Raw genomic sequence first — 21,242 nt, 5'->3', positions numbered from 1 at the left:
GGGGCGATCGGGGTGACCGGATTAAGTGGTTTGATGAGTTCGACCGGCGCCATGGATCGAAACGCCCGGGAATGAAAAGTGCTGGGGCGCGCAAGTCGGTGGCGCCCCACGCCTTAATCGATGGCGTGACGTCGCGCCTGTCGTGCGGCGTGCAGTTGACGCTCCGCCTGACTGAGTAATGCAGACACGTTCGTGGGCTCGCTCGTGGGTGCGCCATCCGCGTCGAACGTCACCGACTCTGCCATCGCAATTCCGAAGCTCGCGGTGAGCGGCAGCACTTCTTCGTTGGGTAACTTCAATGCCGTCGCTTCGATGCGCCCGCGCAGCAGCTCTGCAAACTGCCGGGCGCGCGACTCGTCCAGTACGCGCGCAAGGATGACGAAGGCGTCTGCGCCAAGCCGCGCTACGACGTCTCCCGGCTGACACGTGTTCAGACATACCGCACCCACGCGACGCAGCACGTCGTCGCCCGTCTTATGTCCCCAGGCCGCGTTGATCTGCGTGAAGTTGTCGATATCGAACTTGATCAGCGCGATATGGCCCGGCGCAGCCGTCGAACACAACGCTTGCGCCTGACGCTCGAAGGCACGCCAGTTCATGAGGCGGGTCAGCGGGTCCGTGTCCGCGCTCAGCTCCAGCTCGCCGAGCAGTCGCGAGCGCTCCCGACGCAATTGCACCAACTCCACGGCATTGAGCCGCAGCACACGTAGCGCATCGAAGACGGAGATCACTTGCGGGTGCTTCATGGGTAAGCCGTCGCCCGGGACGGAAGCGTCCAGATTGCCTCGCGCGAGTGCGTCGACGAAACGCGTGGCCGCCTCGAACGGCAGCACCACGGTACGCCGGAAGTTACGCATGACTACGACGGTCACGAGCACCAGAAGCCCTTCGCCCACCGCCGTGAACCACAGCCACCGAAGCGCCTGCGAGCGTTGCGCTTCGACCTTGCGCTGTGCTCGCATCAACATGGCGTCGCGAAAATCGGTGATGGCGCTCATCGTCGGCACATAGCGGCTGGCAAACTCGGCCGTCGTAAGCGACGGCGGTTGCGGCTGAGCGGCCAGCGTACGCACAGTCGCTACGTAATGCAGACCGCCGCTGAAGTATTTCGTGTTCAGGGCATTGAGCGTGGCGGGACCGAGTTCCGGTGGCTCGATCACGCGCGCCGAGATCATGTCGCGAAGCTGGTCGATGCGACCGAGCGTACGTTCGATGGTGCGCTGGTCGGCTTCGGTGAGGGTCTGACGGGTCGTCAGTGCAGCGGTGAAGTGCGACCCGAGTTGGCCGGCGTACTCGCGCAGTTCGGCCGCGAGCCGGGCAAGGATGACGTAATGCAGTGCGCCGGGCGCGCCTTGCGACACGATGTCGATGCGCGATGAGGCTACCGGCGTGAAGTCGGCGATGACACGGATCATGCGGTCAACGGCGTCACGCACCGCCGCGTCGCTGCGCATCTCGCGCGGTCGCTGCACCAGTTGATCGACGTTGGCACTCGCGGCAGCAAGATCGAGCCGCGCCCGCTCGATCGTGCGCAAGCTGCCTGCGCACTGTTGGCAGCCGTCGGACGACAGCGCCACGAGTAATTCCTGGAGACGTGCGTTAGTCGCTTCGCGGGCATTGCGCAACGCAGTGACCGAGGCATCGGGTAGTGGGAGATCTGCGCCCAGCACCGCATTGGCCGGGCCGCGTTCGGCGGACGCCTTTTCCATCGCCAGCAACGTGGCGCGCAACGCATCGAGCGCAAGCGCGGCATCGCTGGCCTGCCGGTACGCGCCCCAGGCCCAGGTCAGCAGACCACTGCAAAGGATGACGACAGCGCAGACGACGGCGAGGTTCTGCAATCGGAGACGGCCGGTCAGCGAACCGGCCGAAAGTAACTTGCGCTTCATTGACGATGGCACCGTCGGCCACACGGTAGAGACTCCCACTGAGGCCGTGACGGCAAACACCGTGACGGCGGCACTCCGCAGCTTGCCGCGGAAACGTCGTGCCCGGCACTTGGCACATACGCTTGGCATCGCAAAACCACCTTCCGCAGGCGGGATTCGCGAGGCGTCATTGTCGCACAACGATATGCCGCCCCCCGCGTGGCTCCCTAAACTTATAGGTCGATCGCCACCTCGGTACCTTGCTTGATGGCACGCTTGGCATCGAGTTCCGCCGCCACGTCGGCCCCACCAATGACATGCACGCGCACACCGGCGTCCCGCACCCCCTGGGCCAGTTCCCTAAGCGGCTCCTGCCCTGTGCACAAAACTACGTTGTCAACGGACAAAACATGCGGCGTATCGTCAATCGTGACGTGCAGGCCCTCGTCGTCGATCCGGCGATACGTCACGCCAGGAATCATCTCGACGCCACGATGTTTGAGCGACGTGCGATGAATCCACCCCGTGGTCTTGCCCAGCCCATCACCGACCTTCGAGGTCTTGCGTTGCATGAGATAGACCTTGCGCGGGGACGTCTCCGGCACCGGGGGACGCAGGCCACCGGCGTGTGCGTATGACGGATCGATGCCCCATTCCGCGTAGAACTTCTCGGGTACCAGCGTGGCGCTTTCCCCCGATTGCGTGAGGAACTCGGCGATGTCGAAGCCAATGCCGCCCGCGCCGATCACGGCGACCGTCTTGCCGACGGCGGCCCCGCCGCGCAGGACATCGATATAGCTCAGGACCTTCGGATGGTCGATGCCGTCGATAGCGGGCGTGCGCGGCACGACACCGGTGGCCAGCACGACATCGTCGTAGCCGCCGGCGACGATCGAGTCGACCGTCGCGCGCGTGTTCAACTGGACCGTTACCCCGGTCGCGGCAAGCTCATGACGGAAGTACCGCAGCGTCTCGAAGAACTCCTCCTTGCCGGGAATGCGCTTGGCCATATTGAACTGACCACCGATCTCTGCCTCCGCTTCGATCAGGGTGACGTCGTGGCCGCGCCGGGCAGCGACCGTCGCGGCGGCCAGACCGGCAGGCCCGGCGCCCACGACCGCCACACGACGCTTGCGTCCGGCCAGCTCGATGCGCAGTTCCGTCTCGTGACAGGCCCGCGGATTGACCAGACACGACGTGATCTTGCCGCTGAAGGTATGGTCGAGACAGGCTTGATTACAGCCGATGCAAGTGTTGATGTGCTCGGCACGATTTGCGGCAGCCTTGTTCACGAACTCCGGATCGGCCAGCAGCGGACGCGCCATCGACACCATGTCGGCTTCGCCGTCTGCCAGGATTCGCTCGGCGACGTCAGGCGTATTGATGCGGTTCGTCGTGATGAGCGGAATGCCGACATGTCCTTTGAGCTTGCCGGTCACCCACGCGAACGCCGCGCGCGGCACGCTCGTGGCAATCGTCGGGATACGGGCCTCGTGCCAGCCAATGCCGGTGTTGATCAGCGTCGCACCGGCCGCTTCAACGGCACGCGCGAGTTTCACGACTTCGTCGAACGTCGAACCGCCTTCGACCAGATCGAGCATCGACAGTCGATAGATGATGATGAATTCGCGCCCGACGCGCTCACGCACCCGTCGCACGATCTCCACCGGAAAACGCATGCGATGCTCGAAGCTGCCGCCCCAGCCATCCGTGCGATGGTTGGTCCGTGCGGCAATGAATTCATTGATCAGATACCCCTCGGACCCCATGATTTCCACGCCGTCGTACCCGGCGCGCTGCGCCAGCGCGGCGCAATTCACGAAGTCCTCGATGGTCGCTTCGACCTCATCGGCGGTGAGTTCACGCGGTTTGGCCGGCGTGATGGGCGCCTGCAGGGCGCTGGGCGCCACGAGATCGGGATGGTAGGCGTAACGACCGAAGTGCAGAATCTGCATGGCGATCTTGCCGCCCGCCGCGTGTACCGCCTCGGTCACCACGCGGTGCTTGTCGGCCTCGTCTTCGGTACTGAGCTTCGCGCCACCGGCGTACGGGCGCCCCGCCTCGTTCGGCGCAATCCCGCCCGTCACCATCAGCGCCACACCGCCGCGGGCACGCTCGGCGTAGAACTCGGCCATGCGGGCGAAGCCGTTACGGGCTTCTTCGAGCCCGACGTGCATCGAGCCCATGAGCACGCGGTTGCGCAGCGTGGTAAAACCCAGATCCAGGGGCTGCATCAGGTGGGGATAGCCGCTCATCGTTGTCTCTCTCATCGTTCGGCGGGGTGCCGTGGGGTCTCTTATAGGCTGGTCTTGTTCCGGTTATGCAACCGGTTGCATAGTTCGACGATTCTAAGCGCGCGAGCGACTATGCAACACGTTGCATAGTGCGATTAGAGTCCCTAGACTAGCGGGCATGCCGCTCGCCCACGCCCTGATGACCTCGCTACTGGAAAAGCCCTACTCGGGATACGACCTGGCGCGCCGGTTCGACAAGTCCATCGGATTCTTCTGGCACGCCACGCACCAGCAAATCTACCGCGAACTGGCGCGCATGGAGACGGCCGGATGGATCGACTCGGCGGCAGCCCCGGACGGCGGTCGCACACGCAAACGCGTCTACCGGGTGCTCGACGCCGGGCGGGACGAGTTGCTCGCCTGGGTGGCCACGACCACGGAACCTGCCGATCTGCGCGACGACCTCATGGTCCGGTTGCGGGCCGACGCCGCTATCGGCCCGCTCGGTCTGGTGCCCGAATTGCAGCGCCGCTCAGCGCTCCATGCGCAGAAACTGGCGGCGTATCAGGCCATCGAAGCCCGGGATTTTCCGACAGATGAAACCGGCAGGCCCCTGACCCGTGAGGCCGCGCTGCAACGCCACATCCTCCGGTTGGGGGTGCGTTACGAACAGGGATGGCTCGACTGGACACGGGAAGCCCTGCAGTTGCTGGCGCAATGGGATGACACCGTGACCGAAGCCCGTCAGGCCACCTGACGTGGGCTGCGCGACATAGGAATTCGTCCCATTTTCTTGTCAACGGATGGGGTGTCTGGCGCGTTTAACGTGAGAATCGACGTTAAGCAGGTGTCCAGGCCGGACATTCCGGCCGACCGGCGAACGTCGCCGTTTTTCGCCCCACCCTAGGCATTCATGGTGTTCTCCTTCAAGCCCCTCAAGCCCTCCACGCTTTCCTGGCTTGCCAGCCGTGCCCGCGCTGCCTCCCAGCGTACGGTGCTGTCGATGCTGGTTGCCGCTACGCTCCCCCTGGCAGTTTCGTCCGCTCACGCCGGCACGGTCATCGTGCTCGACTCCGGCGCCGCGCAACTCTCGCTGATCGATCAGGCGACGCACAAGGTCGTGGGCACCATGCCCACGGGCAAAGAGCCGCATCACCTGATGATCACGCCCGACAAACGCTCGCTGATCGTGGCCAACTCGGTCTCGAACAGCCTGATGTTCCTCGATCCGAACACGGGCAAGTTCCAGCGTCAGGTCGCCGACATCGACGATCCTTATCAGTTGGGCTTCTCGCCCGACCGCAAGTGGTTCGTCACCGCGGCACTGCGCCTCGATCGCGTGGATCTGTATCACTACGACGGTGAAAACGTCACGGTGGCCAAGCGCATTCCGCTGGCCAAGACGCCGAGCCACATGACGTTCTCGTCCGACAGCAAGACGGTGTTCGTCACGTTGCAGGATTCGGGCGAGTTGGTCGCGATCGACCTGCCGACGCAGAGCGTCAAATGGCGCATGCCGGTGGGCAAGACGCCGGCCGGCCTGTGGATGACGCCGGGCGACAAGTATCTGCTCGTTGGCATGACTGGCGAGGACGACGTCGCAGTGGTCGACTGGCGCACGCAGAAAGTCGTCAAACGCATTCAGACGGGACGCGGCGCGCACAACTTCCGCTCGCTCTCCGACGGCCGCCACATTGCCGTGAGCAACCGGGTCGAGAGCACCATCAGCATCATCGATTACGAAACGCTGACCAAGGTTGCCGACATCACCGGTCTGATGCCGGGGCCGGACGATATGGAATTGTCCGCAGATAAACGCTATCTTTGGGTAACGTTCCGATTTGCGCGCCACGTGGGCGTGATCGACCTGACCACGCGCAAACTGGTCGATACCATCGCCGTCAACCGGTCGCCGCACGGCATCTATTTTGCCGAGCGTGCTCCGGTTCTCTCGCCGAACCCGGACTGACAGGGCCGACAGATGATTCAGGAAGCCATCAATTTCGTCGATAGCGGCATTTCTGCCGCCCAGACGCTCATCTACGTGGATGTGGTGCAGCCGTTGCTGTTCCACTTCAATCTGATGGGCTACGACGACGATATCTACGACGCCCTTTATCTCGTCATCATCGGCGTCTTGCAGGTCGGCCTGACGTACTTGCTGTTGCGTCCGCTCGAAGCCCTGCGCCCGCTCGAACAGTGGCAAGACCGCAAACAGGTTCGCTCGGACGTCATCTACACCTGGATCGCCAAGCTCGGCATTCTGAATCTGCTGTTCTTCGTGGTGTTGCAACCGGTTTTCAACGAGTTGCAGAGCCAGATGGTGATCCATGGGCTGCCGAGCGTCGATCTCGATGGCCTGTACCCCGGTGTGACGGATCAGCCGATCGTGTCGTTCCTGATGTACCTGACGGTGCTCGACTTTGCCGGTTACTGGTATCACCGCTGGCAACATCGTTTCGGCGTCTGGTGGGAGCTGCATGCCGTGCATCACAGCCAGCAGCAGATGTCGCTGTGGTCCGACGACCGGAATCACTTCCTCGACGACATCCTGCAAGCCGGTTTCTTCGCGGCCATCGCCCTCTTCATCGGCGTGCAACCCGCGCAGTATGTGGTACTCGTGGCCGTGGGTAACTTCCTGCAAAGCGTGCAGCACGTGAACGCCCGTCTGCCGTATGGCCCGGTGCTCGAACGCCTGATCGTGAGCCCGACGTTCCACCGTCGCCACCACGCCATCGGCTACGGACATGAAGGCACGCGCTACGGCTGCAACTTCGGGGTGCTGTTCCCGTGGTGGGACATGCTGTTCCGCACGGCGTCGTGGGAGCGCACCCTCGAGCCGACCGGCATTCGCGACCAGTTGCCCGCACCGGAAGGCCGTTCGCGCCGTTATGGCATCGGGGTGATCGCACAACAGGTGCGTGCGCTCGGGCGCATTGCCAAACGCATCGTGCCGCGCCGGACGTCCGGTCGTCAGCCGGTCTGAGCCCCGCCCGGGTGGTTCGCCACCCGGTACGAAGGACGCAATGCCTTCCAGCCGCTTACCGGCGGCGCTGCGGTAACACGATGTAACAGGGGGAGAATCGCCGGATCGCGCCCCTCCTCCTGCCTCTCCATCCGGCGTGCTTGCCCCTTCCCCAATCCGCAGAATCGGCGCTTTTACGACGATTTTCCAGCGATTCCCCCTCGTTTTTTGCATTTCGACGTTCTCAGACGGGCATCGAGCGCACCGCGCGCGATGTCCGCTTCGTCATGCCCCCCATCGCTCGTTTCGCCAGGCCGCGCGTAACACGCCGTAACCTCGGACACCCCCGCCTGATACCAAGTCCGACTCCCTCGTCGCTAGACTGATAAACGTGGCCTCCCCGTCCGGGAATCGGCTCGATATCCCGGCAGGTCATCAGGCGGAGGCAGCCATGGAGCAAACGTCCAACACAGCAGTGCCACCCCAGCAACCGGCGCCCCCGAAGCGGCGGCGCACCGCGCTGTGGATCGGCATCGTCATCCTGCTGGTCGTGGCATGGATCGCATGGCACCTGTTGCACCGGCCAGCCGCACGGCGCAATGTCGCTCCGCAAATCGTCTCCGTCGCACAGGTGACATACGGCAGCATGCCGGTCACGATCACGTCGCTCGGCACGGTCACGCCCGAAGCCACCGTCACGGTCCTGCCGCAGCTTAGCGGCTACCTCACGCAGGTCGGTTATCAGGAAGGACAAGACGTCAAACAGGGCCAGTTCCTCGCACAGATCGACCCGCGTCAATACGAAATCAGCAAGGAACAGGCTCAGGCACAGCTCGCCAAGGACCGTGCGGCCCTCGCTCAGGCCAAAGCCGATCTCGCGCGCTACACGCAACTGCATGAACAGCGGGCGATTGCCGAGCAGACGTACGCCGATCAACAGTTCACCGTGGCGCAGGACGAAGCCGCCGTGAAAGCCGATCTGGCCAACATCAAGCAGTTCGAACTCGACCTGACCTACTGTCGGATCACAGCGCCGGTCTCGGGCCGCGTGGGCTTGCGCCTCGTTGATCCCGGCAACTACGTGAGCACCACCAGTACGACCGGCATCGCGGTCATCACCAGCGTCAAACCGACAACCGTGGAGTTCACCGTCGCCCAGAATGCCCTGCCGGCGGTAATGAAACGCTACCGCACCGGGACACCGCTGGCGGTCACCGTCTATTCGAGCGACAACACCGAGCAACTCGCCACCGGCACGCTCTACGCAGTCAGCAACCAGATGGCGACGGCGACAGGCACTGTCACACTGCGCGCCCGATTCGCCAACGACGACGAAGTGCTCTTCCCGCAAGAGTTCGTCAACGTGAAGCTGCTCGTCGACACGCTCGATCACGCCATGCTCGTGCCCACACCCGCGGTGCAAAGCGGCGCACCGGGGGAATTCGTGTATGTCGTCACGGCGCAGAAGACGGCATCGTTGCGCAAGATCACCATCGGACCAAGCGACGGGAAGCACACGGTGGTCACGAGTGGTCTCAACGCCGGTGAGACGGTCGTCACCGACGGGATGGATCGACTGAGCGACGGCGCGCACATTGCCTTGCCGGGCGCGGCAAGCGGCGCGGCGGCCAGCGAACCCGCCGGGGCGCATGAGGGACGTCAGGGGCGACATCGGAATGCGGATGCCTCCGGGGCATCAAGTGCATCTGCCGCCTCAAGCCCCTCGTCCCGATGACCCGCCCACGGCGAGCCATCTGGCCTGATCCGACGCCCCAAGGCACGCGCTCATGAATTTCTCGCGACTTTTCATCCTGCGTCCGGTGGCGACCTGGCTGCTGATGATCGCGCTCGTCCTCGTCGGGCTCGTGGCGGTGCGGGTGCTACCCGTGTCGTCGCTGCCGAGCGTCGACTATCCGACGATTCAGGTCCAGACGTTCTACCCCGGCGCCAGCCCTTCAGTGATGGCGACCACGGTTACGGCACCGCTCGAAGTGCAACTCGGGCAGATCCCCGGGTTGCAGCAGATGATTTCGTACAGCGCCGAGGGTTCGTCCGTCATCACGCTGCAATTCGATCTGGCGCTCAATCTCGACGTCGCGCAGCAGAACGTGCAGCAGGCAATCAACGCTGCGAACAGTCTGCTCCCCAGCGGACTCCCCGCGCCGCCGACCTACGCCAAGGTCAACCCGGCGGATCAGCCGATCATGACGCTGGCCGTCACTTCGTCATCCCTGTCGCTCACCCAGCTTCAGGACGCCGCCAACAACCGCCTCGCCGCCAAGATCTCGCAGGTCGCGGGCGTCGGCGTGGTCACGCTGGCGGGCGGCAATGTCCCCGCGGTGCGTGTGGAAGCCGATCCGCAGAAGCTCGCCGCCTACGGTCTGAATCTGGACGACCTGCGCACCTTGCTCGCCAACGTGAACGTCAGCCAGCCGAAGGGCAATTTCGACGGCCCGGAACTCGACTACACGCTCGACGCCAACGACCAGATCACCGATCCACAGGGTTATCTGGATACCGTCATCGCCTATCAGAACGGTAATCCTGTTTATCTGCGCGACGTCGCACACGTGGCGAAGGCCGCACAGGACGTCGAGCGCGGGGCCTGGTTCAACAAGACGCCGGCCATCGTGCTGAACGTCCAGCGCCAGCCGGGGGCGAACGTCATCGCCACCGTGGATCAGATCAAGCGGGCGCTGCCGCAACTCGAAGCGACGCTGCCCGCCGGCATGAAAGTCAGCGTGGTCTCGGACAGCACGGGCGTGATCCGCGCATCGGTGAGCGACGCCGCCTTCGAACTCGTGCTCGCGGTGGTGCTCGTGGTCGCCGTCATCTTCGTGTTCCTGCGCAACGTGCCCGCGACCATCATTCCGAGCATCTCGGTGCCGGTATCGCTGATCGCCACACTCGCGGTGATGTACGAGCTGGGATATTCCATCGACAATCTCTCGCTCATGGCGCTCATCATCGCGACCGGGTTCGTGGTGGATGACTCTATCGTCATGATCGAGAACGTGGTGCGTTACCTCGAAGCCGGTATGGCGCCGCTGGAAGCCGCGCTGGCCGGGGCCGGTCAGATCGGCTTCACGATCATGTCGCTCACGATTTCGCTGATCGCCGTGCTGATCCCGCTGCTTTTCATGGGTGGGGTCATCGGGCGGTTGTTCGGCGAATTCGCCGTGACACTCGCCGTCACCATCGTCATTTCAGCGATCGTCTCGCTCACCGTCGTGCCGATGCTCTGCGCCCGGATCCTGCGCGCGCAGGAGGCACGGCACCCCAGCCGTTTCGAGCGGGTGAGCGAGCGGCTTTTCGACAAGACGCTCGCCGCCTATGAGCGCGGCCTGCGATGGGTACTCGACCACCAGTTCCTGACCCTGATGGTTGCCATCGGCACAGTGGTGCTCACCGTCGTGCTCTATATCGTGATTCCGAAGGGGTTGTTCCCCGTGCAGGACGTCGGCGTGCTGCAAGGCATCACCGTCGCGGACAACTCGGTCTCGTATGCGGCGATGGTCAAGCGGCAGACCGCGCTGGCCGACGTCGTGCTGCAAGACCCCGACGTCACCTCGATCACGTCGTACGTCGGCATCGATGGCATCAACACCACGCTCAACAACGGCCGCTTCCTCATCAACCTGAAAGCGCGCGACGACCGTTCGGAGACTGCCGTCGAGATCGGCCGCCGCATCCAGCAAGCCACGGCGAAGGTGCCCGGCATCAAGCTTTACGTGCAGCCCGCGCAGGATCTGACGCTCGACACCACGGTTTCGCCCAACCAGTACAAGTTCGTACTGCGCGGCCCCGATCAGGCGACGCTCGCGCAGTACGTGCCACCGCTCATCGCCCGCCTGAAGCAGATCTCGTCCATTACCGACGTCGCGAGCGATCTCGACACCAGCGGCCTGTCGATTCAGGTGGAAGTGAACCGGCAACTGGCGGCGCGTTACGGCATTACGCCCGCGACCATCGACAATGCCCTGTATGACGCGCTCGGCCAGCGCATCGTGTCGACGATCTTCCAGCAGTCGGCACAATACCGGGTGATTCTTGTCGCCAAGCCCGACTCGCTGAACACGATCCAGTCGCTGGGCACCCTCTATCTGCCGAGCCAGACGAGCGCGAGCGGTCAGGTGCCGCTCTCGGCCATCGCGCAACTCAAGGTGGTGCGCACGCCGCTGGCGATCAGCCATTTGCAGCAATTCCCGGCAGTGACGGTGTCGTTCAATCTGGCGCTGGACGCCTCGCTCTCCAGCGCCGTCAAGGAAATCCGTAGCGCCGAGCAGGCGGTGCATCTGCCGCCGTCGGTGGCATCGTCGTTTCAGGGCGCGGCGCAGGCGTTCGAGGATTCGCTCTCGAGCGAGGTCTATCTGCTGGTGGCCGCGCTCGTGGCCGTCTATATCGTGCTGGGCGTGCTGTACGAGAGCTTCATCCATCCGGTCACCATCCTGTCGACCCTTCCCTCGGCCGGTATCGGCGCCCTGCTGGCGCTGATGCTCACCGGCAGCGATCTCGACGTCATCGGCATCATCGGCATCGTGCTGCTCATCGGCATCGTCAAGAAGAACGCGATCATGATGGTCGACTTCGCTCTCGACGCCGAGCGCTCGCAGCACAAGCCACCGCGTGAGGCCATTTTCGAGGCGTCGCTGCTGCGCTTCCGGCCGATTCTGATGACGACGCTCGCGGCCATGCTCGGCGCGCTGCCCATGCTGCTCGGCTCGGGCACCGGCTCGGAACTGCGGCGTCCGCTGGGGCTCGCGATCATCGGCGGGCTCACGCTCAGCCAGTTGCTCACGCTGTTCACCACGCCCGTCATCTACCTGTATTTCGACCGGCTCGCCGCGCGCGTGCGTGAGCGCCGGGAGCGGCGCAAGCAGTTAGCCGCCGGCCGACCGGGCACCTCGGACAAGCCGGAGGGCACGCAAGACCCGGGGAATACGGGAGACCAGCCGTGAACCTCTCGGCCCTGTTCATCAAGCGCCCGGTCGCGACCACGTTGCTGGCCGTTGCGGTGCTGATTTCAGGTTGTCTGGCGTACCTGCGGCTGCCCGTGGCGCCGCTGCCCAACGTCGCCTTCCCGGTGATCGCCGTGCAGGCGAGCATGGCGGGCGCGAGCCCCGAGATCATGGCGTCGACCGTTGCCGAGCCGTTAGAACGCCGACTCGGGGTGATCGCCGACGTGACCGAACTGACCTCGACGAGCACCGTCGGCTCGGTCTCGATCCCGGTCGTCTTCGGTCTGAAGCGCGATATCGAAGGTGCGGCGCGCGATGTCGAAGCCGCGATTCAGGCCGCCAGAGCGGACTTGCCGAGCACGCTGCGCAGCAATCCGAGCTACCGCAAATTCAACCCGGCCGACACGCCGGTCATGGTCATTGCCCTGACGTCCGCCACGCTCACGACCGCACAGCTCTACGACTCGGCCGACTCCGTCATCCTCCAGCAACTCTCCCAGGTGGACGGCGTCGGCCAGATCACGGTGGGCGGCGGTGCGTTGCCGTCGGTACGGGTCGAATTGCAGCCGGGCAAGCTCAACAGTTACGGGATCGGACTGGAGGACGTGCGCGCTGCCCTGTCCTCCGCCAACGCGAACAGCGCCAAAGGCCATCTGGATCAGGGCGATCAGCGCTTTCAGGTCACCTCGAACGACCAGATCAGCAAGGCCGACGGTTACAAGGATCTCGTCGTCGCCTATCGTAACGGCGCGCCGGTGCTGCTGCGCGACGTGGCGCTCGTGCGCGACAGCAACGAGAACATCCGCAATGCCGGGCTCTTCAACAACCACCCGGCAGTCCTGGTAATCGTCTATCCGTCGCCGGGCAGCAATGTCGTCAAGACGGTGTCGCAGATCCGCAAGATCCTGCCGCTGGTCGAAGCCACGCTGCCGCACGACATCAAGGTCAACGTGGCGCTGGACCGCTCGGTCTCGGTCGAGGCGTCGCTGGGCGATACGGAACGCACACTGGTGCTGGCGGTGCTGCTCGTGATCGGCGTGGTGTTCGTGTTCCTCCGCTCGGCGAACTCGACGCTGATCCCGGCGGTCGTCCTGCCGCTGTCGATCATCGGCACCTTCGGGCCGATGTACCTGCTCGGCTACAGTCTGGACAACCTCTCCCTCATGGCGCTGACCATTGGGACAGGCTTTGTCGTCGACGATGCGGTTGTCGTCATGGAAAACATCGTGCGTCATCTGGAGCTGGGCGTCCCCCCGAAGGAAGCCGCCCTGCAAGGCGCGGGCGAAGTGGGCTTCACCGTGCTGTCGATGAGCCTGTCGCTGATCGCCGTCTTCCTGCCGATCCTGCTCATGCCGGGCATCGTCGGCCTGCTGTTCCACGAATTCGCCGTCACCCTGTCGATCGCGATCCTGATCTCGATGGTGATCTCGCTCACGGTCACGCCGACGCTGTGCGCCTATGTGCTCACCCGCGAGTCGGCCGTCTCGCAGGCCCGGTGGTCGACGTGGATCGGCCGCCAGTTCGATCGTTTTCGCGACGCCTACGCGCGCTCGCTCACGGCAGTGCTCGACCATGCCGGTCTCGTCGGTCTGGTGATGCTGGGGTTGCTCGTCGGCAATCTCTTCCTGTTCCGGCTGCTGCCTGCCACCTTCTTCCCGGAGCAGGACACCGGCATTCTGATCGGTCAGATCATGGCCGATCAGAGCATCTCGTTCCCGGCCATGCGCAAGAAGCTGGAACAGTTGCAGACCATCGTCCAGACCGACCCCGCCGTGGCCTCCGTGGCCGGCTTCACCGGCGGACGTTCACTCAACTCCGCCACCGTGTTCGTGCAACTCAAGCCGCTCGCCGAGCGGCACCTGTCGGCGGCAGCGGTGGTCAACCGGCTACGCCCCAAGCTCAATGGCGTCTCCGGCGCGCGCCTGTTCCTGCAGGCGCAGCAGGACTTGCGCATCGGCGGAAGACAGTCGGCGGCCGAATACCAGTACACGTTGACGAGCGACGATGCGCAGGCGCTGTATCAGTGGGTGCCGAAGCTCGTCACCGAGTTGAGCAAGCATCGGCAGACGGTGCTCGACGTGAACACCGATCTCCAGCAGAACGGTTTGCAGATGTACGTGAACATGCATCGTCAGACCGCCGCACGCTTCAATCTGCAACCGAACCAGATCGATAACGTGCTGTACGACGCCTTCGGGCAGCGCACCGTCTCCACGATTTACAACCCGATCAATCAGTACTTCGTCGTCATGGAAGTGTCGCCCGAGTATTGGCAGTATCCGAACTCGCTCGACCAGATCTATCTGAGCACTGCCGCGGGTAACGCCAGCGGCACGGGGCAGACGCAGATGTCCGGCAAGACCGTCAGCGGCGCGAGCGCGAAGTCTGCGGCCTCGGGCACCAATGCGCTCAACGCCAATGCCGTGGCCAACCAGCAGAACAACGCGATCTCGAACAGCCGGGGAGGCAACTCCAGCGGAAGCGCAGACAGCACGGCCCCCGAGACGATGGTGCCGCTCACCGCGCTCGCGAGCTTCACGGCGCGGCACACGGCCACGCAGGTCAACCATCAGGGCGGCATGGTCGCGGCCACCGTTTCGTTCAACCTCCCGGCGGGTGGCTCGCTGAGTCAGGCGCAGGTCGCCATCGACGACGCCGCGCGCGCCATCGGCATGCCCGCCTCCATCCACGGCGCGTTCGCGGGCGCGGCACAGGCGTTTTCGCAGTCGATGGGCACGGTGCCGCTGCTCATCCTCGCGGCACTCGGTGTGGTGTACATCGTGCTGGGCGTGCTGTACGAGAACACGATTCACCCGCTGACCATCCTTTCGACGTTGCCGTCAGCGGGCATCGGCGCCACGCTCGCCCTGCTGATCTTCGGCACCCCGTTCTCCGTCATCGCGCTGATCGGCATGATTCTGCTCATCGGCATCGTCAAGAAGAACGGCATCATGATGGTCGACGTCGCCATTCAATTACAGCGCCGGGACGGCATGCCTGCCAAGCAGGCCATTCACGAAGCCGCGGTCGTGCGGCTGCGCCCCATCATGATGACGACGTTCGCCGCCGTGCTCGGCGCCGTACCGCTCGCCATCGCGCTGGGTCAGGGGGCGTCGTTGCGCCAGCCGCTCGGCGTCACGGTCATGGGCGGCCTGCTCCTGAGCCAGGTCTTCACGCTTTACACGACGCCCGTCATCTACTTGTATCTGGACCGCCTGCGCGCGCGGCTCGCACGCTGGTCCACGCGCCTGCCCTGGCATCGCGATCCCGGCCCGGAGGTTCGATCATGAGTTGGTTCGCAAAGGCATATCGCATGCCCCTGGCGCCTATTGCGCGCACTTCACTCGCTTCACGCACTTCACCCCGTACGCGTAAATCCCCGACGCAGGTGACGCTGGCCTGCGCCGCTATGCTGGCGGGGCTCGCGTCACTGGCCGGCTGCGCTGTCGGCCCGGACTATCAGCGCCCGCTCGTCGATATGCCGACCCACTACACCGAACTGGCTGGCTGGACGCAAGCGCGTCCCGACGCCGAAGGGCCGAAAGGCCAATGGTGGACGGCCTTCCACGATCCGCTGCTGGACACGCTGGAGCCGCAGGTTGAAGTCTCCAACCAGACCGTGCGACAAAGCTACGCCAACTATCAGCAGGCGCTCGCCGAAGTGCGTCAGGCCCGCGCGGGGCTGTTCCCGACGCTCGGCATCGACGCCTCGGCCAGCCGTTCGCGCGGCAGCAGCGGCGGCGCCAGCACGTCCGCGGCACTGGCCTCGCGTAACGGCGCGAACATCGTGAGCTCGGCCGCGACCGAAGCCAGCGTGAGCTGGGCGCCGGACATCTGGGGACAGGTGCGGCGCTCCATCGAGCAAAGTAACGCCACCGCGCAGGCCAGTCAGGCCACGCTCGCGAATGCGACGCTGTCCGAGCAGATCGCGCTCGCCAATGCCGTCATCGACTTGCGCATCACCGACGCGAACATCGATCTGCTGACGCAAACCGTCGCCGCCTACACGGAATACCTTCGGGTCGTGGCCGCTCAGGACCGGGCCGGAACGGTGCCGCCGTCCGACATCATTACGGCACGCACGCAACTGGAGAACGCCCGCGCCAGTCTGATCGCGCTCGGCATTTCGCGGGCGCAGTATGCCCATGCCATCGCCGTGCTCGTCGGCCGCAATCCGGAATCGCTGACGATTCCGCACAGCACTGCGTTGCCGCGCCTGCCCGACGTGCCCATCGCCTTGCCGTCGACACTGCTTCAGCGGCGCCCGGACATCGCGACCGCCGAGCGCCAGATGGCCGCACAGAACGCGGCCATCGGTGTTGCGCTCGCAGCCTACTACCCGAACATCACGCTGTCGCTCACGGACGGGCTGTCCGCCGCGCCCGTCGCGGGGTTGTTCAAGATTGCCAATTACGTGTGGTCGCTCGGCGCGAGTGCGTCGGAGACGATTTTCGATGGTGGCGCAAGAAGCGCCAAAGTCGATGCTGCGCGCGCAGCCTACGACGCGGCCGTGGCGAATTACCGGGGCACCGTCCTCACGGCATTGCAGGGTGTGGAGAACGATCTGGCATCGCTGCGCATCCTCGAACAGCAGGCGCAGACGCTCGACGAAGCCGTGCGCGACTCGACGGAAGGCGCCCGCATCGCAATGAGCGAGTATCAGGCGGGCACGGTGGATTACACGACCGTCGTCACCGCGCAGACGACGCAACTCACCACGCGGCAAAACGCATTGAATGTGCAGGAATCACGGTTGCTGGCCGCGGCGTCGCTCATCGGTGATCTCGGTGGCGGGTGGTCGGACGACGCGCTGGCACAGAACGGGCCGCCCGCGCTTCCCGACGCCAAAGCGACGTCAGGACCCGCGAATCAGGCGACGTCCGCCGCAAAGTGACGACATGACGCGTCGTCACTTCTGTCCGGCCGGTGTCGGTGGCGCACAGCAGCGCTGCACATTGACCGCCTTGCCACGACAGGCCGGCAGCGAAGGTGTCGATTTGCAGAGCAGCGCCTGCGACGGCCAACCGTACCGGAACCCTTTGTCGAGCATGCACAACTGCGCGGCGGCAATGTCGTTGAGCGGCATGACGTCTGACGGCATGTTCAATTCCGTGTAGCCGCAGGCCGTCATCTCCCGCTTCACTGCGGCGATGTCGTCGCCCGGACGTGTCCAGTAGGTGTAGGCGGGCTGAACCGTCTGTGCAGAGGATGTCGAGGCTAGCGTCGACGGATCGAAATCCGGGTCCGTGCCGAACGTCTTGCCTCGCGGCAAACCGGCGCAGGCAGGCAGACGCGGGAAATCCGTGCAGACGATTCGGCGGTCCTGATAGCGAAAGCCCCGGTCGATCATGCAGCGTTGCGCGCCGGCATAGTCGTTGAGCGTCATGTCCTTCGGCTCGACGTGTGCCGCATCGGGAAATCCGCAGGCCAGCATCGCGCTTCGCACGCCCGACGCATCGACACCGGGCTTCGCCCACAGTGTGTAGAGCGGTGGCGCAGGCTGAAACGGGCGCGTCGTACAGGCACTCAGCCCCACCGCGACGCCGACGAGCGCCACGCCCCATGCGAGCGCGCGCACGGACCGGTGCCCCTTTGGGGCGAATGATGGGGATCCCGCCGCTGCAAGCGCCATCCCGGGGCGCCTCAACACCTGAGCCTCATGACGTCTCCTTAACCGTAAGGCCTGAAATCCGGCCGATGGGGCACGCATTGTAACGTCCGGCACGCGTTGCGCGGCCTGCCTGAGACTTCAGCGCTTCTGCACCTATGTGCCGTTCATGCAGACGACCTTCAGCGCTTCGGCGCTCGATAAAGGTAAATCGTTGGAAGTCCTTGAGGCCGGTCTGCTGGTATTCTTCGACGCTGAACAGGAAAAAATGGGTGGTGCGCCGCACGGGTTGGGCCAAGCGGCTATCGATACCGTAGCCCGGTCGCACGGCGATCGGACCTGCCATAGGGCTGAAACATTAACCGGCGGCCACCCCGGATCGAACTCTGCGAATCATGGTGCATCTGCAATCCCACGCCGGCGACGCGCTCGCCGGCCATCACATCGCGTGGTACGTGTACGTGCTACGTGCTTTTCTCGCCCTGCTCGTGCTGGGCGTCTGCGCCTGGGGGGCCATGGCCCTCGCCTACCGCTGCCCCGGCCCGACGCTCGTGCGCTATCTCGTCATCGCTCTGTGGGTGTTGCTCGGTGTCGCGGCCCTCGTTGCACTGCTGCGCGTGCGCGCCGGCGTGCCGCTCCGGGGCTGGCCGCTGGGCTTTCTGATCGCCGCGATTCTGCTCATCGGGTGGTGGCAAACGATCCGCCCGTCCAACGACCGCAACTGGGCTGCCGACGTGGCACAACTGCTCGATTCACAGATCGACGGCTCGCGCGTCACACTGCATAACGTGCGCAACTTCGAATGGCGCACCGAAACCGACTTCACTCCCCGCTGGGAAACCCGCGAATACGACCTCGACAAGCTCGTCAGCGCCGATCTGGTCCTGTCTTACTGGATGGGTCCCGCGATTGCGCACACGCTCGTGTCGTTCGGATTTTCCGACGGCAAGCGCGTGGTGTTCTCCATCGAGATCCGCAAGAAGCAGGGGCAGAAGTTCTCGGCCGTCGGCGGATTCTTCAAGGACTTCGAAGCGACGCTGGTCGCGGCCGACGAGCGCGACATCCTGCGCGTGCGCAGCAACGTGCGCGGCGAGACGACCTACCTCTACCGACTGAACATTCCGCCGAAAGCCCTACGCGAGGTGTTTCTAGGCTATCTGGCACGCGCGCGCGAACTGCGCAGCGAGCCAGCCTGGTACAACACGCTCACGAGCAACTGCACCACCATCGTCTTCGAGATCGCGCGGCTCATCGCGCCCGGATTACCCCTCGACTACCGCCTGCTGCTGTCCGGCTACTTCGCCGAATACGCCTACGATCAGGGCGGCCTGACGCCTGGCTTCACCTACGCCCAGCTCCATGAGCGCGGCAATTTCATGCAGCGGGCGCTGGCCGCCGGCGACGCACCGGACTTCTCGACACGCATCCGTCAGGGCGTGCCGGGCGACGATCCGACGGTGAAGCCATGAGGTCCGCTCGCACGCAATCGGGGCTTCGTCGTGCCGGTGCGCTGGCCGCCGTCCTCTGGCTGACGGTTCTCTCGGGCTGCGCAATGGTGGAAGTCCGCTCCCTCGGCCCGGAGCAGTACATCGCCATGAAGCGCGGTGACATTCTGTCCACAGGCAAGCTCAGTACCTCGACCGACCAGACGATCCGGGTGGCCGGACTGGACGAAACGATCTGCGCCAAAACGTCGCTCGACTGTATCGATGCGCTGGGCCGCGCCAAGGAAATCGACGTCGACCGGCGACTGGCGGCCATGGCGGAGATCTCGATGCAGCTCGCCATCGCGCAGACGTCTCCCGGCGACAAGCAATGGAACGACGCACAGTTCGACCTGTGGTTGCGCGCCGCGCGCTACTCCTATGCCTACCTGTTCTATAGCGACCGCCCGTCGAGCGAGCGCGCGTTCGAAGACCGGCAGACGCAGGTGCGCGACTACTACAACTACGCCGTGCAGAACTTCGCCGTCGCCCTTTTCCGCCGGGTACAGCAAACGGGCAGCGACAAGATTGCCGGGTGGACGTTGCCGGTGGATTCCAGCAGCGTGCGTTTCGCCGGGAACCGCACCCAGCCGCGCGAAGTACTGCCCGCCTCGACGCTATCGTTCGCGGGGCTGCGCAGCCCGTATCGACGCGATGGCTTCGGCGCAGAACTCGTCGCCGTGCTCGACGAGAAGTCCGCCGCCGATGCACTCTCCGCGACCACCCGCAGCCCGGCGCCGCGCGGCGATGCTGCGACGGGGCCGGAGGATCATGACAACGACGACAGCGGCTCGCGCGGCGGTCTGAGCACCCGTGAGAGCCGCGCGTCACGCGACTTCCGGCGTGCTACCGATCCCAACGCCGGCCCTGTCTTCAGTGAGATGCCCTCACCCTCGCTCACGTTGTTGCTGCGCTTTAACGGCACGACCCTCGAAGAAGTGCTCACGACACAGGTCGCCACGCTGGTCGTCTACGACCCCTACCGGCAGACGTCTGTCGAGCTCAACCATCAGTTGGTGCCGCTCGCGGGCAACTTCACCGCCGGTTATGGTCTTTGGCTCGCGCGGTCCGGCTTTGCCGAGCAATCGCTGCGCACCCTGTTCGGGCGCGACCGGGGCATCGTGCGTCCCCACATCTATCTGATGCAGCCGTTCGATCCGGGACGCCGCGTGATCCTGATGCTGCACGGCCTGGCGAGCAGCCCCGAAGCGTGGGTGAACCTGGCCAACGAGATTCAGGGCGACGCCACGCTGCGCGAGCATTTTCAGGTCTGGCAGGTCTATTACCCGACGAATTCGCCGATCCTCGTGAACGCGATGGCCATTCGCAACGCATTCGCGGCCACGCTGAAAAACTTCGATCCGGACGGCCTGTCTGCGGCGTCGCATAATGCCGTGATCATCGGGCACAGCATGGGCGGCGTGATCGCCCGGTTGATGGTTTCCAGCTCCGATGACGATTTGTGGGAGACATTCCAGAGTCAATATCACCTGGACGATGAACAGATCGATCGCGCCCGCGACCGGCTCGACCCGCTGTTCGACTTCCGGCCGGTACCGCAATTCGAGCGGGCCATCTTCATTGCCGCGCCGCATCGCGGCACGCCGTTCGCCCGTAACCGGCTCGGACGCTGGGTCTCGAACCTCATCAAACTCCCCGTCACCCTGCTCTCGAGCATCGACGACGTGCTGCACTACGCGACCGGCTCGGAGGACAACCCGTCCGAGGGCAAGACACGTTACGTGCCCAACAGCATCGATCAGTTGCGCGATAACGATCCGTACGTGATGGCCGCCGCCGGACTGAAGATATCGCCAGCGGTGCAGTACCACTCGATCATTGCGCGACGTAGTGCGCAGGGGCCGCTCGAAGCGTCGAGCGACGGCGTGGTGCCCTACACCAGCGCGCATCTCGCGGGTGCCGAGTCCGAGCGGGTGATCGTGGCCGGCCACAGCGTGCAGGAAACGCCGCAGGCCATTCTGGAAATCCGCCGAATCCTGCATGAAGACGTCGACGAACTGGATCCCGTCAAACTGCCGGGGCGAGTGAACCCGTTCCAGCCCATCGATCCCCCGCCGCTGGCCCCGTCGCTGCCGGGCCGCCCGACGTCGCGCTGAGCGATCGC

13 protein-coding genes are annotated in these 21,242 nt (G+C 64.7%); 9 read left to right on the top strand and 4 right to left on the bottom strand.

The window, feature by feature from the left end:
• Positions 1-113: 113 nt before the first annotated feature.
• The gene (locus A9762_RS20225; protein ID WP_170836287.1) at positions 114-1,889 is read right to left on the bottom strand and encodes a diguanylate cyclase; all 1,776 of its coding nucleotides are present in this window, start codon (positions 1,887-1,889) and stop codon (positions 114-116) included.
• Positions 1,890-2,101: 212 nt separating this feature from the next.
• The gene (locus tag A9762_RS20220) at positions 2,102-4,123 is read right to left on the bottom strand and encodes an NADPH-dependent 2,4-dienoyl-CoA reductase (protein WP_069343804.1); all 2,022 of its coding nucleotides are present in this window, start codon (positions 4,121-4,123) and stop codon (positions 2,102-2,104) included.
• 157 nt (positions 4,124-4,280) lie between these two features.
• Between A9762_RS20220 and A9762_RS20215 the strand changes: the two genes are divergently transcribed.
• The 7 genes from A9762_RS20215 to A9762_RS20185 all read left to right on the top strand — a co-directional run bounded on the left by A9762_RS20215 (position 4,281) and on the right by A9762_RS20185 (position 16,919).
• Positions 4,281-4,859 (top strand): PadR family transcriptional regulator, encoded by a 579-nt coding sequence (locus A9762_RS20215; RefSeq protein WP_069343803.1) that lies wholly within the window; start codon positions 4,281-4,283, stop codon positions 4,857-4,859.
• A 156-nt stretch (positions 4,860-5,015) separates the two neighbouring features.
• Positions 5,016-6,071: a cytochrome D1 domain-containing protein gene (locus tag A9762_RS20210; RefSeq protein WP_371443123.1), complete on the top strand. Its 1,056-nt coding sequence runs from the start codon at positions 5,016-5,018 to the stop codon at positions 6,069-6,071.
• 12 nt (positions 6,072-6,083) lie between these two features.
• A complete protein-coding gene (locus tag A9762_RS20205; RefSeq protein ID WP_069343802.1) occupies positions 6,084-7,088 on the top strand; it encodes a sterol desaturase family protein in 1,005 nt (334 codons plus the stop codon).
• 430 nt (positions 7,089-7,518) lie between these two features.
• Positions 7,519-8,802, top strand: a complete 1,284-nt coding sequence (locus A9762_RS20200) for an efflux RND transporter periplasmic adaptor subunit (protein ID WP_069343801.1) — start codon at positions 7,519-7,521, stop codon at positions 8,800-8,802.
• Positions 8,803-8,854: 52 nt separating this feature from the next.
• The gene (locus A9762_RS20195) at positions 8,855-12,025 is read left to right on the top strand and encodes an efflux RND transporter permease subunit (RefSeq protein ID WP_069343800.1); all 3,171 of its coding nucleotides are present in this window, start codon (positions 8,855-8,857) and stop codon (positions 12,023-12,025) included.
• Complete coding sequence (locus A9762_RS20190; RefSeq protein ID WP_069343799.1) at positions 12,022-15,315, top strand: efflux RND transporter permease subunit; 3,294 nt, start codon at positions 12,022-12,024, stop codon at positions 15,313-15,315. Before A9762_RS20195 ends, A9762_RS20190 begins: the two co-directional genes overlap by 4 nt.
• Before the next feature lie 119 nt (positions 15,316-15,434).
• Positions 15,435-16,919 (top strand): efflux transporter outer membrane subunit, encoded by a 1,485-nt coding sequence (locus tag A9762_RS20185; protein WP_069343798.1) that lies wholly within the window; start codon positions 15,435-15,437, stop codon positions 16,917-16,919.
• Between the two features lie 15 nt (positions 16,920-16,934).
• Here A9762_RS20185 and A9762_RS20180 read toward each other — a convergent pair whose 3' ends face one another.
• Complete coding sequence (locus tag A9762_RS20180) at positions 16,935-17,603, bottom strand: hypothetical protein (protein WP_069343797.1); 669 nt, start codon at positions 17,601-17,603, stop codon at positions 16,935-16,937.
• A gap of 79 nt (positions 17,604-17,682) precedes the next feature.
• Positions 17,683-17,979, bottom strand: coding sequence for a hypothetical protein (locus tag A9762_RS28645; protein ID WP_139133311.1), 297 nt, complete (start codon positions 17,977-17,979; stop codon positions 17,683-17,685).
• 169 nt (positions 17,980-18,148) lie between these two features.
• Between A9762_RS28645 and A9762_RS20175 the strand changes: the two genes are divergently transcribed.
• Entirely contained in the window at positions 18,149-19,102 is a 954-nt protein-coding gene (locus A9762_RS20175) for a DUF4105 domain-containing protein (protein ID WP_240493645.1), read from the top strand.
• Positions 19,099-21,234, top strand: a complete 2,136-nt coding sequence (locus tag A9762_RS20170; protein ID WP_069343796.1) for a triacylglycerol lipase — start codon at positions 19,099-19,101, stop codon at positions 21,232-21,234. The genes A9762_RS20175 and A9762_RS20170 overlap by 4 nt, the downstream gene beginning before the upstream one ends.
• Positions 21,235-21,242: the final 8 nt, after the last annotated feature.

The organism is Pandoraea sp. ISTKB (assembly GCF_001721285.1).
In the GTDB taxonomy this organism is placed as follows: Bacteria; Pseudomonadota; Gammaproteobacteria; order Burkholderiales; family Burkholderiaceae; genus Pandoraea; species Pandoraea capi.
The sequence above is the reverse complement of the archived record's forward strand: the minus strand, read 5'-3'. Positions and strand labels throughout refer to the sequence as shown.